Source organism: Kribbella sp. NPDC055071 (assembly GCF_053608045.1).
In genome coordinates this window covers 291,328-305,699 of sequence record NZ_JBSGUS010000002.1, presented here as the reverse complement: position 1 = coordinate 305,699, position 14,372 = coordinate 291,328, and the positions used below count along the sequence as shown (strand labels likewise).

The following is a 14,372-nucleotide window of genomic DNA, read 5'->3' as shown; positions in this document are numbered from 1 at the left end:
TCACGGTGTGCCGGCAGGCGGCTCCGGGGTGACGCTGTCAGCGGGCGGCGTCGGGGTGGGCGTGGGTGTGTCCGGCGGCGGCGTCGGAGTGTCGGTGGGTGTGTTCGGAGGCGGAGTCGGCGTGTCCGGCGGAGGTGTGGGCGTGCTGGCCGGCGGAGTCGGGGTGGTGACCGGAGGCCTCGGCTTCGTCGGCGGTGTGTACGGCGGCTTCAGCGGCGGCAGCGGGACCGACGAAGGCACGGACGGCGGTACGACGACCGGCGGCGTGACGATCACCTGCGGCGTCTTCGTCCCGGGCGGGACCGTCGTCGGGACGTTCGGCAGGTTCGGCGGGACCGGAGGCGGCGTCGTCGTCGTGGTCGGCCGGGTCGGATCGTTGCTTGTATCAACGTTTCCGGCGGTGTCGTCGGTCGGCGGCGTGATCACGCCCTGGGTGTCGGGAACCGTCACCGTCTGCCGGCTGTACGACTGCATCCACCGCAGCACGGTCGAGACGTAATCCATCGAGTGGTTGTACCGCAGCACGGCCTGGACAAGCCCCTGCGGATCGCCCAGGTTCGCACCGCCGGCGCACAGGTAGTCGGCCGAGGCACGAGCCGCGTCGAACACGTTGTGCGGGTCCTTGACGCCATCACCGTTGCCATCGGCACCGAAAAGCTTCCACGTGCCCGGGATGAACTGCATCGGCCCGACCGCACGGTCCCACATCGTGTCGCCGTCGTACTGCCCCTGGTCGGTGTCCGCGATCGCGGCCATGCCGGCGGCGCCGTTGAGTACCGGACCGAGGATCCTGCCCCGAGTGTTGCCGGCGGCATCGACCTTGCCGCCGCCGGCATGGGCGGACTCGACCTTGCCGATCCCGGCGAGCAGCGGCCAGGTCAGGTGGCAGCCGGGCTGCGTGATCGCGACATCGTTGGCTGCCTTCTGGTACGCCGCCAGCACCGTCCCGGGGATGCCCGATGCGTTACCGGTCACGCCCGCGGGCGGTTTCGCCTGGCCGTCCGTCGTACCGGTCGCTGGTATTTCGGTGGTCGGTGGTTGCACGGCCGGCAGCCGGCCATCAACCCCTGGCGTCGTCGGCAGGTCGGCCGGTTTGTCGATGAAGCCGGTCGGCAGCGAGCTCGCGTCGACCACGAGCTGGGAGTGCGCGGAGCTCCTGCCACCGGCGATGACCAGAACCATCACTCCGACCGGCGCGGCGATGGCCCACGCCGCGACAGCCTTGACCCGAAAGGCATCCCGAAACCCGAACGGCGAACGGTCCTCGGGGTCCGTCATCCGAACCGTCCCTCCACGTAGTCGGCCGTGCGCGGATCCTGTGGCGTCGAGAAGATCTGCGCCGTCGGCCCCGACTCGACGATCACGCCGGGTGTGCCCTGCTCGGCCAGGAAGAACGCGCAGGTCTGCGAGACGCGAGCGGCCTGCTGCATGTTGTGCGTGACGATGACGATCGTGACTTCGCGCCGCAACTCGTGGATGGTCTCTTCGATCCGCCGCGTCGACGTCGGGTCGAGGGCCGAACACGGCTCATCCATCAGCAGGACATCGGGCCGGACCGCGAGCGACCGCGCAATGCAGAGTCGCTGCTGCTGACCACCCGACAGCGCGCCACCGGGTGAGCCGAGACGGTCCTTGACCTCTTTCCACAGACCCGCCTTGGTCAGGCACTCCTCGATCAGATCCTGGCGCTCGTTGCCGCGGACCCGGGTGCCGGTGAGCTTCAGGCCGGCGGTGGTGTTCTCGGCGATGCTCATCGCCGGGAACGGGTTCGGCTTCTGGAACACCATGCCGATCCGCTTGCGGGTATCGGTGATCCGGCGTTCCGGTTCGTAGATGTCGGAACCGTCGAGCATGACCTTGCCGGCCAGCGCCGCGCTCGGCACCAGCTCGTGCATCCGGTTGAGGATCCGCAGGAACGTCGATTTGCCGCACCCGGACGGGCCGATCAGGGCGGTCACCTGCCCGGCCTCCATCCGCAGCGAGACCTCGGACAGGACCTTGTGCGATCCGAACCACGCGGCGACCCGCTCGCTCTCGAGATCGCTGCCACCACTGACGGGCGGCAGCACGGCGGTCTCGTCGTCCGCCGCGGTGGGGACGGCGGGCAGTACGGACGTCATCAAGCAGGTCCTTCCGATCGGGACGGGCGGGTCAGCCGTTGCGGCGGCGGCCTCTGCGGAGCAGGCTCGCCAGGTACGACGCTCCGGACGCGAACCCCCGGCGGACCGGATGGCCCGGAGTGGCGATCACGCGAATGCCTGGTGACGCGACGCCGGCTACGAGACCTGCGATCAAGAGTGCCGGGAGGCCCCAGGCCAACCAGCCGAGCGAGTCGCCTTGAGTGGTGGCCGAGACCGGCTTGATGCTGCCTTGCGCCTGTGGCTTCTGGCTCGGGACGGTGGACGACGGCCCAGCCGGTGTCGTGGGCGTGGGTGCGTTGGTTGTGGGGTGGTTGGTCGGCTGATTGCCGCTCTGGTTGGTGCCGTTGTTCTGGTTCTGACCAGTCGGACCGCCGGTGGTCGGGTCGTTCGGGGTCGGATCCTTGGGGCCGTCGACCGGGTCGGACGGCGGGATCGGCGGCGTACCGGTCTGGTTCTCCACCGCGTCGGCGACCTTCGCCGCCTGCGCCCGCATCGGGTCGGTCAGTGACAGGTAGCCGTCCGGCAACTGCCCGGCTTCCGTGCCGTAGCCCTGCCCGTCCGTGGTCATCCAGCGCAGGGTGTCGGCGTACTGCCGGGGTGCATCACCCTTCAGGGTCGCGGTCGGGACGGCGGCGTAGGTGATCATCGTGCCGGGGTAACCACGCTTGTCCATCCTGGTGTAGTTGAGGTTCCAGGTGCCGGAGTCCTTGTTCACCGTCGCGCCGTCGAGGGCGTACGTCATGCTGTCGACGTTCGGCTCGACGAAGTCACCACCCGAGTTCTGCAGCGCAGCAGCGGGAATACCCAGTTTTGCGAGCTCAGAGGTGGTCGACAGCGCGAGCACGACCCGGCCCGGCGATGGCAGTGCGTCCACTCGCTTGGGCTGGACGTTGCCCAGGAGCGAGATCACCGGGTGCTGGCTCAGTGGCCAGGCGCTCAGCGCCGAGTCGGCGGACTCTGCCCACGAGTTCGGGGTCGCGGCGCCGAGCTGCGGGGGTGAGAATCCGGACCAACCGGCATCAGCCTTGGTCTCCTTCGGGATCGTCCAGCCGTCCCGGAGCTCGTAGCTGTCCGTCGGCAGCTGCCAGCCACGATATTGCTTGTTGACCGTCATCCCCCAGGGGTCGGTCTTGCCTTGCAGGAAGGCGCGGGCCGAAGGGTCGGCCAGCATCCACCTGGACAGGGCCAGCATGACATCGGTGTTCGCGATCGGGACTGCCATCTGGATACTCTCCTGGTCGAGCTTTGACCAGGTGGCCGAATCAGGGTTCAACTGCAGGAACTCCGGATCGGTACTCATCGACTCGGGGTTCGTCGAGACGTTCGGGTTCGGCGGGTTGTTCGCAGCCCCCAGCCGATAACGCCCGGCATAGGACTGCGTGAGCAGCTTCGCGACCAGCCGTGCGTTCAGCTTCAGCCCGGGGATCGGCTTGCCGACATCGCTGCTGAGCGGACCCAGGTTCCAGCGGAACCCGATCGCGAATCCGGACACCGCGACCGGCGCGTACCCCGGCTTCCGGTTGTCTGCCGTGGGGCTGTCGGGCTCGGCCGGCTCGGTCGTCAACGCGGCGTCGAGCCCGTAGCCCGAGGGTTGGATCGGATCCCGTTGCCCTTGCTGGGTACGGACCTCCGGCTCCCACTTGCGGGTGTAGTCCATGGCCACCGGGCTCGACGGCTGACACCGTGCCGCGACCCAGCTCCGCATGGCTTCACCCACCAGCTCCGAACCAGTGAAAGCCACCTTGTCATTACGTTGGTTACAGCTCGCCACCCGCGGGGTGAACGACAACTTGAAGACGTAGCGCTCGTACCAGTTCGCGAGCAACTGCCAGTTCTGGATCTGCGCGCTCTGGCCGCCGAGGTCCAGGTCGGCGCAGACGGACGCGCCGAACAGCTCTGGGATGTCTTTCTGGCAAGGATGCGCGTGCACAGGGATCACCACGAGCGAGCACGGTGCCTTGTCGGAACAACCCAGGGACGGATTCTCGAATCCGGTGTTGATCCAGGTGTCGACCTGGCCGTTCCCGTTCGCCTGGGTCAATCCGAACCGCTCGTTCGAGGTGGCCGGCGTCCGGTCGTCGAGCGGCGGGAGGCCGGCGATCGTGCGGTCGTCCAACTGCGGTACGAGCCAGCCGGAGCCGTCCTCGAGCTTCTTGGCGTGATAGACGTCCTTGGTCGGATCCTTGTCGACCTGTTCGCGGAACGGAATCTCGAGCGGGCGGCCGAAGATCGAATCCTCCAGCCGGGCGGTCCACCAGTCCGTCGTCTCGTTCGGCTGGTAGAAGTTCGCGTTGACGCCTTGGCTGTCCAGGATCCAGCAGTCGCTCCGGTCGGGGTTCGTGCCGCGGCACTGCATCACCAGCACGGGATTCGTCGGCGGAAGCACCTGCAGCGACGACGGTTGCATGCCGGTCCACGAGACCTGCACGGCCTGCCGCGTGAGGCCTGCGGTTCGGGACACCGTGACGCTGCTCCCGCCGCGGGTCAGCTTCACCGGCGTGGCCGACGGGTCCGCGAAGGCCACCTGGTCGGTGGGCGGCGGCGGGTCGACGGGTGGGTCGACAGGCGGGTCGTCGGCAGCGATCATCGGGTTCGTCGCCGCAGCACTCCCCATGCCCGCGAGCGAGCCGGACAACGCGAGCATCACAACGGCAACCATCGCGGCGAAACCACGACGCCTGGACCGCACCTGCCTCACAACAGCCTCCATGGTGATGATGTGTCGCGGACGGTGGCGACCGGCCGACGCACCCCTCGCCGACAGTCGAAGTCTTTCCAGGCCCCGGTCCCCGCAGACCGACACAAGGTGAACCACGCATGAATGGGTCCAGCGGTCATGGCCGAAATGCGACGACCGATGGGCGGGAGCGTTGGCTCCCGCCCATCGGCTGTCAGGCGAACTGGTGTGCGGTGGATGCACCGCAGCTCAGATCAGTGTGATCAGGCCTTGCCGCAGACGCCCAGCGCGAGCTGGACGAAGCCGTTCTGCGCGATGACCTCGCCGGCCTCCGTGGTGCTGGTGCCGGCGTTGGCCCGCTCGCAGAAGAACGGGATGCCGCCCGCACCGTCGGTGCCGTTGACGCCGTTGCCGAAGATCTTGGCGAGGTACGCCGGGACGACGCCGTTGACCGTCTTGACGACCTGGTACACGTTGCGGTTGTACTCAGTGGCGTCCGGGCTGGGGATGACGCCCAGGAAGGTGCCGCTCTTCTCGGCCGGGGTGAGCCGGTTGTACCGACCGACCGAAACCGGCGCGATCGAACCCGCGGTGGCCCGCACCGGCGCCGGGTCGTGCTCCTGCACCGTGTTGCCCTGGTCCGTCACGCAGGAACCCGGGGTGCCGACGACGCCGACCCGGGTCAGCCACTCGGCCCGCGTCCCCGACTGGGTCTGCGGGATGAGCGGAACGATGGTCAGGTTGTTACCGCCGACCTGGTTCCAGTTGGTGATCGTGCAGTTGTAGATCCCGGTCAGCTGCGCGTCGGTCAGCTGGGTCACGCCGGTCACGCCGGAGTTCGCCATCCAGCGCAGCTGGTCCTGGGCGAACGGGATGAACAGGAGGTTGGCCGGGTCCGGGTTCGAGCCCGTAGTCACCTTCGCGCGCGACGAACGCGCGGAGTCGACCGGCGCCGCACCAGCCGGGCTGGTCGGGGTGCCGAGCTCCTTGATACCGGCGCCCGAGCCGTTCGGCCGGACGATGGTGACCGGGTCGACGCCGGTGGTGGCCGGGTTGTCGGGGCGGATCGTGATCGGGCTCGTGCCGGTCGCGTTGAACGACTTCAGCTGACGCGGCTGCGTCGAGAAGCGGCTGCTGTACAGGGCGGCCAGGTCGTTCAGCACGAACTCGGTGGTGTCCGAACCGACGATGACGATGTCGTCGCCGTCGGCCGGGGTCGTCGGGTCAGCGGACGCCGACAGGGCGGAGGTAGCGACCAGCGCGGCAGCTGCAGCGGCAGCGGCGATCGCGGTGGCACGGACGGTGCGGATGAAACGCATCTCGGGAATACCCTTCCTCAACTGCGTTTGCGTGATCCTGGTGGGATCGCGGTCACCGGGTCTGACGGTGACGGCACCAATCCATCGGGCCAGGGCTGACATCGCCCGGCTTTCTGGTGAACCAGACATGATGCTGCGGCTAGCCGGAAACGTTACGACTCGGTGACATTGATCAGCCGACGCTGGCCGCGGCGTATTGATTCGAGCGACTGAGTACGTTCTGCGCATAAATCGACGACTTGTTGTACGTCATAATTGCCGTCCACCAACCGGATCCGGTCGTCATCGTCGGCGTGGACGCGCACAAATAGACAGCGGCCGTCGCGGCCGCGTCGTCGATGTCGTGGGGACGGGCACTACCGTCGCCGTCCGCGTCGACGCCCCATTTCCGCCAGGTGCTGGGCAGGAATTGCATCGGTCCGACCGCATGGTCCCAGCGGGTGTCACCGTCGTACTGGCCGTCGTCGGTGTCCGGGATCGCTTTGACGCCTGGACTTCCGTCGAGGGGCGGCCCGATGATGGCCGGCGTACTGGTTCCGTCCGGGGCGACCTCGGCGCCGTCGAACGATCCGTGCTCGGACTCCACCGAGCCGATCGCGGCAAGGGTTGCCCAACTCACTCCGCAGCCGCGATTGCGGCCGGCCGCGAACTGCTCGGCCAGGGCGTAGGCGGCCAGTATCCGCGGGGCGATCGAGACTTTCGCCCCGGTCTGCGTCGCCCAGCTTCGGTAGCGGCCGGCTGCTCCCCACGCGTCACCGCTGGTCGCGCGTTCGCCCGAACCGGGTCTGGACCCGGTCGGCGTGGAGCCTGCGGGTGGTGGCTCGGGCGGGACTCCGCCGGAAACGACCAGCGGACCGCCAGTGGCGCGCCCGGGACCCGGACGCGCCACAGTCGATACCAAGACCACAACCACCGTGATCAGCACCACAGCCACCGCTGCGGCCAGATACAGCTTGCCTCTCACGATGTCCGATCAGTCCTTCAGTTGCAGGGCTTGCTGAGCCCCCAGGCGGCGACGTTCAGGGTGTCCTGAACACCGGAGAACCCCTGCGCCGGAGCGTAGGCGTCCTTCCCGAAGTCGACATCTACGTCGTCCGCCGTACCGCCCACCCCGTCGGCGCCGACGCCGAACAGCTGCTGGAAGTTGCCATCGGCATCCATGAGGTTGGCGGTCTGGTCGTCCGGGTCGGTGTCGAAATTGCCGACCAGGTGGCCGATCTCCCGGGACACCAGGTTACCGATCGCCTGGCCGACGAACGCGACCCGGTTGCTGTTCGCACCCAGGTAGGCGTTCAGGCTCAGGCTGCTACCGGCGCCGTCCTCGGCCAACCGGTCGAGCTGCACGATCGCAGTCTCTTCGGTGGTGAAGTTCCCCGGGTCGACCGACTGAGCGGCCGTGGTGGCGAACAGGCCGGACTCCGCGACGGTGCCGCCGACGACGACCCGCGAGACGTTCGGGGCGCCGAAGGTGTCGGCGTTGTCGCGGCTGTTACGGAGGTTCACGGTCACGTTCGGATTCAGGCCCTTGGCGACCAGGTCGGTCTTGACGTTTTCCGTCACCACCGCGACGACCTTGCTGATCACGGCGGACTCGTCGGCGCTCGAGAGTCCCCAGCTGGGCAGGAACGTCGACAGCCCGGACAGGGCCTTCACCCCGTCGCCGCCGAGCGGCGTGGTGTCGATCTGCCCACCGTTGAAGTCGAGGAACACGGTCTGCGCCGCCGAGTCGGACTCGGTCGCCGGCCGCTTCGCGGACAGGTTCAGGTCGTACGCACCGAAGCCGCCGGTAACTGCGACGGAGTACCAGCCGGTGTTCTCGGCGACGTAGGCGAACACACCGCTGGTCGTGCGCGGCAGCGGCGACGAGGCCGGGTACAGCCCGGAGAGGTTCTGCTCCGACCCGACGGCCTCAGTGCCGTTCGGCCGGAAGACGGTGACGCGCTTGCCCTCGGCGTCGAGGCCGCCGCCGAGAACGTCGCCCTTGCGCAGGTAGACACCGTAGAAGTCCTTGTCCACCGGCGCCGAAGCGATCAGTACGTTGTACGTGCCCTGGTCGGCGCCGCCGAGGCCGCTGGCCGAGTTGTTCGGGTCGACCGGGAATGCTCCGGCGCCACTCTGGCCCGCGACCAGGACGAAGTAGTCGCCGTTGGCCGGGAGTGTGTAGCTGAGCCGGCTGAGCAGACCGCCGGCGCCGTTGTCGTCGGAGGCCAGCAACTGGCCGGCAGCGTCGTACACACCGACGACCGTGTCCAGACCGGCCGGCGATCCGGCCGTGCTCACCGTGACGGTGTCCGCGGCCTTGCCGGTCAGCTTGTAGAAGTCGAAGTCGTTCTTCTTGTCACCCAGTGCGCCGTGCGGGCCGTCACCGACGATGCCCGTGGTGGTGACCGCGCCCGAGCCGTTGATCCCGGTCGGCGTGGCGAGGGCGATCGAGCCGTTGTCCTCGGCACCGGTCGCGATCGCGGTGGTGGCCGGCGACAGCGTGCCGTGCACGGTGACCTGGCCGTTGTCCCAGGCACCGGTGCCGAAGCCGTTGAGGCGCTGAGCCTTGGCGATGGTGTCGTTCTGGCCGGCGACCGTGGCCGCCTCCTTCTCGGTGTACTGCTGCGCGGCGGTACCGGTCGCGGCAGCGCGCTGCACCGAGACGGCGACCGTGACGGCGACTGTGACGGCAACCGCTGATGCCGCCAGCAGCGCACGCCTGATCGATGGGTTCATGCTGAGTTTCCTCCCAGAAAGCTCAACGGCGGCGAGCGGAATTACTCGTCACCGGGCCACACCCCCGAGCCATGGCAATTCCCGTGAGCAGGAATCCGCTGGTAATCGTAGGGAAGAAACCTGCGGAGACAGCTTTTCCGATCGTTTGTTCAGCCGATGGGAATGACCAGTTAACAGAAATTCAGACGAGGTTCGGCAACATTCCCGCGAGCTGTTCGAAAACGCGCCAGACCAGCGCCAGCAGGATCGGCGCACCGATCAGGTAGGACTCCCAGCGGCCGATCCGGCTGCGGAACCAGACAATGCCGGCGACAACCACGATCAACGCCTCGAGCCAGAGCACCAGCGGCAGCACCGCGGACAGGTCCGTGCCGAACGCCTGCTGACTGGTCGGCACGCGGCCCACCCGCTGGCCGGGATCGGGTTGCACCTGCCCGTCGACCAGCTCCGCATCGATGTAGACCGTTGCCGTGGGCAACGGTGACCCCTCGGCCGTCACGAGGGTCAGCCGGGATGCCCCCTGCTCCGGAGCGGGGGGCAGTGGGGTGCCGGCCCGGCGAACGCCGAGTACGCGATAGGTGTATTTGCCCTGCCCGGTCACGACTTCGAACTGGGTCCCGGCGTTCAGCTTTGGCAGACTCCGGAACGGCGCACCGAAGGTCAGCCCGCGCCCGTAGATCACCGAGATGCCGGCCTGCCCCGGCAGCGGAGTGTCGGAACGATGTCCCGGGCCGTCCTGAAGGATCGGCCCGGTGGTCCCCTCCTTGATCACCTGCCGGAGCTCCAGGCCGGGGATGTCGAGGACCGCCACCGGATCCCCCGCGAGCACACCTGGACCGAGCGGCGCGGTCGCCTGGGCCAACTGCTCGCGGATCTTGTCGTACGCGACATCCTGCGCCCGGTTGAACTGGAGCGCTCCGAGCAACAGCGTGTAGACCATGAACGCGATGATTCCAAGCGCGAACAGCCGCAGCGCGTCGGCGATCAACTGGGGACGCAGGTCGATCTCCGCGCGGACGCGGTCCTTGACCTTGGCTGGTGCCGTCCGGCGGGCGGGGACGGCCCCGGGCGTCGTACCCACTACCGTCATTTGCCCGCTCGCTTCTGCTGCAGGTACCGCGAGACCAGGGTCGGAACCAACAGGACCAACAGGACCTCGATGGCGGTCAGGACGCCGAGGTTGCGGAGCATGCTGCTGCCGCCGCGGTTGCCGTTGAGTTCGGTCACGCTGCCGGTCGGCTGGTAGGCGTTGTTGTTGCCGGCGTTGTTGACGACCTGACCGGTCTCCGGGTCGACCGACGAGCTCGACGACGGCTGCCCGGTGGACGGGTTGATACTGGCCGGGTTGTCGGACCCGTTGCTGTTCGTGCCGTTGTTGTTCGTCCCGTTGTTGGTGCCGTTGTTGTTCGACCCATTGTTGTTGGTGCCGTTGTTGTTCGGGTTGTTGTTCGTGCCGTTGCTGTTGGTGCCGTTGTTGCTGCCGGTCGGGTTCCCGCTCGGGTTGTTGCTCACGCACTTGCCGTTGACCGCGGGGCCGGCACCGTCGCGGTCACACGCGAGCGGCTGTGGCGCGAGATCGGCCAGCAGGTTGTGGCTGAGGTTCTTCCCGTCGAAGGTCGGGTTTCCGCACTTGGTGATGTCGACCGCCGTCTGTGGAGCACCCGGCACCTTGGCGACCTGCGCGAACGCGGCCTGGACCAGGTTGAGCGGCAACGGCGAGTACCCAAGCGGTGCCGCCTTCTGCTGCCCCTTGCACAGGAAGTACGACGAGAACGCCGCAAGCGTTTGGCCCTTCGCGGCACTCAGGTTCGTGATCGGCAGGATCATGTACGAGTACGACGACAGCGGGTAGGTCCGCGGGTCCGGGTTGTTGTACACCCCGGCGAGCTTTTGGGTCAGGTACAGCGGACCCTTCTTGGTCTCGATCTGCGCCTTCGTCAGGGCGACCGCCGTGTTGTACGCGTCCGGCAGCGTGTAGTAACCCTTGTTGTTCTTGACCTTGGCAACCGGGTAGTTCTTGCCCAGCGCATACGAGTACTCGACGTACCCGATCGCGCCGTCGGCATAGCTCGCCGAGATGTAGCCCGCCATCTGGCTGGACCCGCCCTGCGCCTTCACACCGGGGAAGTTCTTCGTCGGGAAGTACGACGTCTGACCGCAGGTCTTGCCCTGGGTCGACGTGCAGAAGCCGTCCCACAGCGACTTGTACTGGGTGTTCATCCAGATCGTGAACTGCGCGGTCGTGCCCGAACCATCCGACCGGACCACCGGGATGATCTTCTTGTTCGGCAGTTGCTTGCCGTTGTTGTCCCGGGTGATCTGGGCGTCGTTCCAGTTCGTGATCTTGCCGGTGAAGATCTTGGTGATGGTCTCCCCCGACAACCGCAGGTCGCGGTAGAGCTGACCCCCGACCCGGATCTGGTACATGAACGACGTACCGCCGGCGACGATCGGCATGTAGGCGTACGGACGGTTCGAGTAGTCGCCCTCGCCGGTCAGCGGGTCAACGGTCTGGTACGGGATCTCGCTGATCGCGAAGTCGACCTGGTTGTTGGCGAAGTCGAGCCGGCCGCGCGACGAGCCGCCACCGCCGTACTCCACCCGCATGCCGAGCGGCTCGACGTCGCGGATCCACTGGTCAAGAGCATTCTGCGACCAGGTCGACCCGGTGCCGTAGATCGGGGCGTACGCCGTACTCGCTGCGGAGGCCGGAGACGCGCCGATCATCGCCACTGCGCAGGTGAGCAGCAGCGCCAGCACGAGATTGCGGAGCCGCCGCCCGATCTGGGTGGCCGGTCGTCGCATGATGAATGTCCTCTCGGGGTGGTGGAATTCAGCGCGAGCCGGAGCGGCCACGACTGGCCATCCAGCGGGAGAAGGCGAACAGGATCAGGACCAGCACGAGCAACATCGCCGCGGCGCCGAACGCGCGGCTGATGTAGTTCGCCTCCGGCGACTGCGACATCTTGAACGTGAACAGTGGTAGCGAGACCATCGGCCCCGAGAACGGGTTGAGATTGAGGTACGTCGTGAACCCGGCGGTCAGCAACACCGGCGAGGTCTCGCCGATCCCACGCGCCGTACCCAGCACCAGCGCGGTCGCCAGACCGGGGCGCGCGGTCGGAAGGACGACCGACCACACCGTCCGCCACTGCGTCGCCCCGAGCGCCAGCGATGCCTCCCGCAGACCGCTCGGCACCAGCCGCAGAACGACTTCGGACGAGCGCGCGATGATCGGCAGCATCATCACCGAGATCGCCATCGAGGCCACGAACCCGGACAGCGGTAATCCGAGCGCGATCAGGAGTACGACGTACGCGAACAAGCCGGCCACGATCGACGGCAGCGCGGTCATCGCCTCGACCACGGACCGGACCAGCCGCGACGCCCGGCCGCCCACCTCGGTGAGGTAGACCGCGCACAGGACTCCGAGTGGCAGCGTGATCGCGATCGCGATGGTGATCTGGATCAGAGTGCCGGCCAACGCATGCAGGGCACCACCGGTCGTGAGTGGTTCGAGTGGTCCGGCCGTCCGCAGGTCCTGGGTGAAGAAGTTTTTGTGCACCAGGGACGGGAAGCCACGGTAGAGCGTGTACCCGATCACCGTGACGAGGGCGAACCCGACCAGGCCGGCGGCGCTATGGGCCAGCAGGACGGCGAACCGGTCGGCGAGCACCACCCGCCCACGACGCAATCCGGTCAGGAGCAGGTAGAGCGCCGTGAAGGACAACCACCAGCAGACGATGAAACCGAGGGTGCCTTCGGTCGGCAGGATGCGGTCGTACAAGACCCAGGTGATGGACAACCCGGCCAGTACCGCGCCGATCAGCGACGCCCGATCCTGCACGTCGACAACGCGCAACCGCCGGCGCTCCGGTTCAGGCTGAAGCTCGAGTTCCTCAACCGTCAAGGAAGAAGTGCTCATGGCGGTTCAGATCTCCGTTCCGGCGCCGCTGCGGCTGCGGGCGACCACGAATCCCGCGATCAGGTTGACGATCAGCGTGATGATGAACAGGACCAGGCCGGCCGCCATCAGCGCGTTCAACTGCGAGCCGGACGCCTCGCCGTACCGCAGCGCGATCATCGACGAGATCGTGATCGAGCCCGACTGCAGGACATGCCAGTTGATCTCGAACAGCGGCGACACGATCATCACCACCGCGATCGTCTCGCCGAGCGCGCGACCGAGGCCGAGCATGGTGCCACCGATGATGCCGCCGCGGCCGAACGGAAGGACGACGGCGCGGACCACACCCCAACCGGTCGAGCCGAGCGCGAGCGCCGCCTCGCGTTCACCTGCGGGCGTCTGGTCGAACACCTCGCGCATGACCGCGCAGGCGATCGGCAACACCATCATCGCCACGACAACACCGGCGATGAACGCCGACGACGCGTACGTCGCTCCGTCGAAGACCGCGGCGTCCGGGTCGGTGTCGACCGCGAAGATCGGGATCCAGCCGAAGAAGTCGGTGATCCAGCGGGACAGGTGGATGATCCACGGCTGGAGCAGGAAGAATCCCCACAGTCCGTAGACGATCGACGGCACCGCGACCATCAGGTCGACGACCGCGATCAGGGACTTCTTCAGCCCGCGCGGCGCCCACTCGGTGATGTAGAGCGCGGTCGCCAGCGCCAGCGGGAACGAGATGACGATCGCGATGGTGGCGACGACGATCGTCCCGAACAGGACGGCAGCGACACCGATCTGGTTCGCCTCGGGCTGCCAGGACTGCTCGGTGAAGAACTTCCATCCGTACTTCTGCAGCGTGGGCTTGGCCTGGTAGGCAAGGAACACGCCGATTCCGCCGGTGATCAACAGCACCAGGCCACCGCCGCTGCGGGCGATGATGCGGAACATCAGGTCCGACGGCGCGAGGGACGACCTCAGTCGCCGCGGCGTTTCCTGGCCGATCGGATGGTGGCTGATGGGATCGTGGACAGTCGGTTCGCTCACCGCTCCGGCTCTCGTTGACTCAGTACGGGGGACAACTGCGCCGTGGTGACCACGGCCTGCTCAACCGCTTGCGTGAATCGATGGAACGCACGACGCGCGTCGATCCGGCGGGCGAACACACCAGGGCACTGAACGTCGGGACCCTCGTCGTTCTCGAGTTCCCAGCGCCAGCGACCGTCCGCGTCCCGGCGCAACGACGGCTCCGCGTCCCGCGCCAGCCGGCGGACCGCTGCCAACTCCTCCAGTGGCGACCGGACGCCCCCACGCCCCATCGCGAGCGGCCGGTTGTTCCCCGACAACAGCCGCCAGATCCGCATCCCTCCGCGCGGATCCTCGAGGAACTGCATCCTCACCCCCACCAGATTCCTCCAACCTCTCCCCCAGAGCAGTCGATATGGAGCGTCACGAGATGGAGACAACGTGTAGTGAACTAGACCGAAGCGGGACATGAACACCATCGCGATCCAGTCGCACGGCAAACGGCTACGACCGAAAGCCGGGAGGCACTATGGTGCAATCGCTTGCTGCACAGGGCAATCCGATCGCGCGCCGATCCATTCGCT

The 14,372-nt window shown here is 67.5% G+C and carries 11 protein-coding genes; all 11 read right to left on the bottom strand.

The annotated features are described in order from the left end of the window. The 11 genes from ACWF4Z_RS04845 to ACWF4Z_RS04795 all read right to left on the bottom strand — a co-directional run bounded on the left by ACWF4Z_RS04845 (position 1) and on the right by ACWF4Z_RS04795 (position 14,162). A complete protein-coding gene (locus tag ACWF4Z_RS04845; RefSeq protein WP_452241597.1) occupies positions 1-1,278 on the bottom strand; it encodes a lytic transglycosylase domain-containing protein in 1,278 nt (425 codons plus the stop codon). Then, positions 1,275-2,120, bottom strand: a complete 846-nt coding sequence (locus tag ACWF4Z_RS04840) for a phosphate ABC transporter ATP-binding protein (RefSeq protein WP_452241596.1) — start codon at positions 2,118-2,120, stop codon at positions 1,275-1,277. Before ACWF4Z_RS04840 ends, ACWF4Z_RS04845 begins: the two co-directional genes overlap by 4 nt. 31 nt (positions 2,121-2,151) lie before the next feature. After that, positions 2,152-4,839, bottom strand: a complete 2,688-nt coding sequence (locus ACWF4Z_RS04835) for a hypothetical protein (RefSeq protein ID WP_452241595.1) — start codon at positions 4,837-4,839, stop codon at positions 2,152-2,154. A 242-nt stretch (positions 4,840-5,081) separates the two neighbouring features. Then, positions 5,082-6,137 carry a substrate-binding domain-containing protein gene (locus ACWF4Z_RS04830; protein WP_452241594.1) on the bottom strand — a complete coding sequence of 352 codons (1,056 nt, stop codon included), beginning with the start codon at positions 6,135-6,137 and terminating at the stop codon, positions 5,082-5,084. A 172-nt stretch (positions 6,138-6,309) separates the two neighbouring features. Then, on the bottom strand, positions 6,310-7,101 hold the full coding sequence (locus ACWF4Z_RS04825) for a lytic murein transglycosylase (RefSeq protein ID WP_452241593.1): 792 nt from the start codon (positions 7,099-7,101) through the stop codon (positions 6,310-6,312). A 17-nt stretch (positions 7,102-7,118) separates the two neighbouring features. Further along, entirely contained in the window at positions 7,119-8,855 is a 1,737-nt protein-coding gene (locus tag ACWF4Z_RS04820; RefSeq protein WP_452241592.1) for a pre-peptidase C-terminal domain-containing protein, read from the bottom strand. A 181-nt stretch (positions 8,856-9,036) separates the two neighbouring features. Continuing rightward, positions 9,037-9,945, bottom strand: coding sequence for a sortase (locus ACWF4Z_RS04815; protein WP_452241591.1), 909 nt, complete (start codon positions 9,943-9,945; stop codon positions 9,037-9,039). Continuing rightward, entirely contained in the window at positions 9,942-11,660 is a 1,719-nt protein-coding gene (locus ACWF4Z_RS04810) for a substrate-binding domain-containing protein (RefSeq protein ID WP_452241590.1), read from the bottom strand. The genes ACWF4Z_RS04815 and ACWF4Z_RS04810 overlap by 4 nt, the downstream gene beginning before the upstream one ends. A 28-nt stretch (positions 11,661-11,688) precedes the next feature. Beyond that, on the bottom strand, positions 11,689-12,780 hold the full coding sequence (gene pstA, locus ACWF4Z_RS04805) for a phosphate ABC transporter permease PstA (protein WP_452241589.1): 1,092 nt from the start codon (positions 12,778-12,780) through the stop codon (positions 11,689-11,691). Positions 12,781-12,786: 6 nt separating this feature from the next. After that, the gene (gene pstC, locus ACWF4Z_RS04800; RefSeq protein ID WP_452241588.1) at positions 12,787-13,809 is read right to left on the bottom strand and encodes a phosphate ABC transporter permease subunit PstC; all 1,023 of its coding nucleotides are present in this window, start codon (positions 13,807-13,809) and stop codon (positions 12,787-12,789) included. Continuing rightward, positions 13,806-14,162, bottom strand: coding sequence for a hypothetical protein (locus ACWF4Z_RS04795; protein WP_452241587.1), 357 nt, complete (start codon positions 14,160-14,162; stop codon positions 13,806-13,808). The genes pstC and ACWF4Z_RS04795 overlap by 4 nt, the downstream gene beginning before the upstream one ends. Positions 14,163-14,372: the final 210 nt, after the last annotated feature.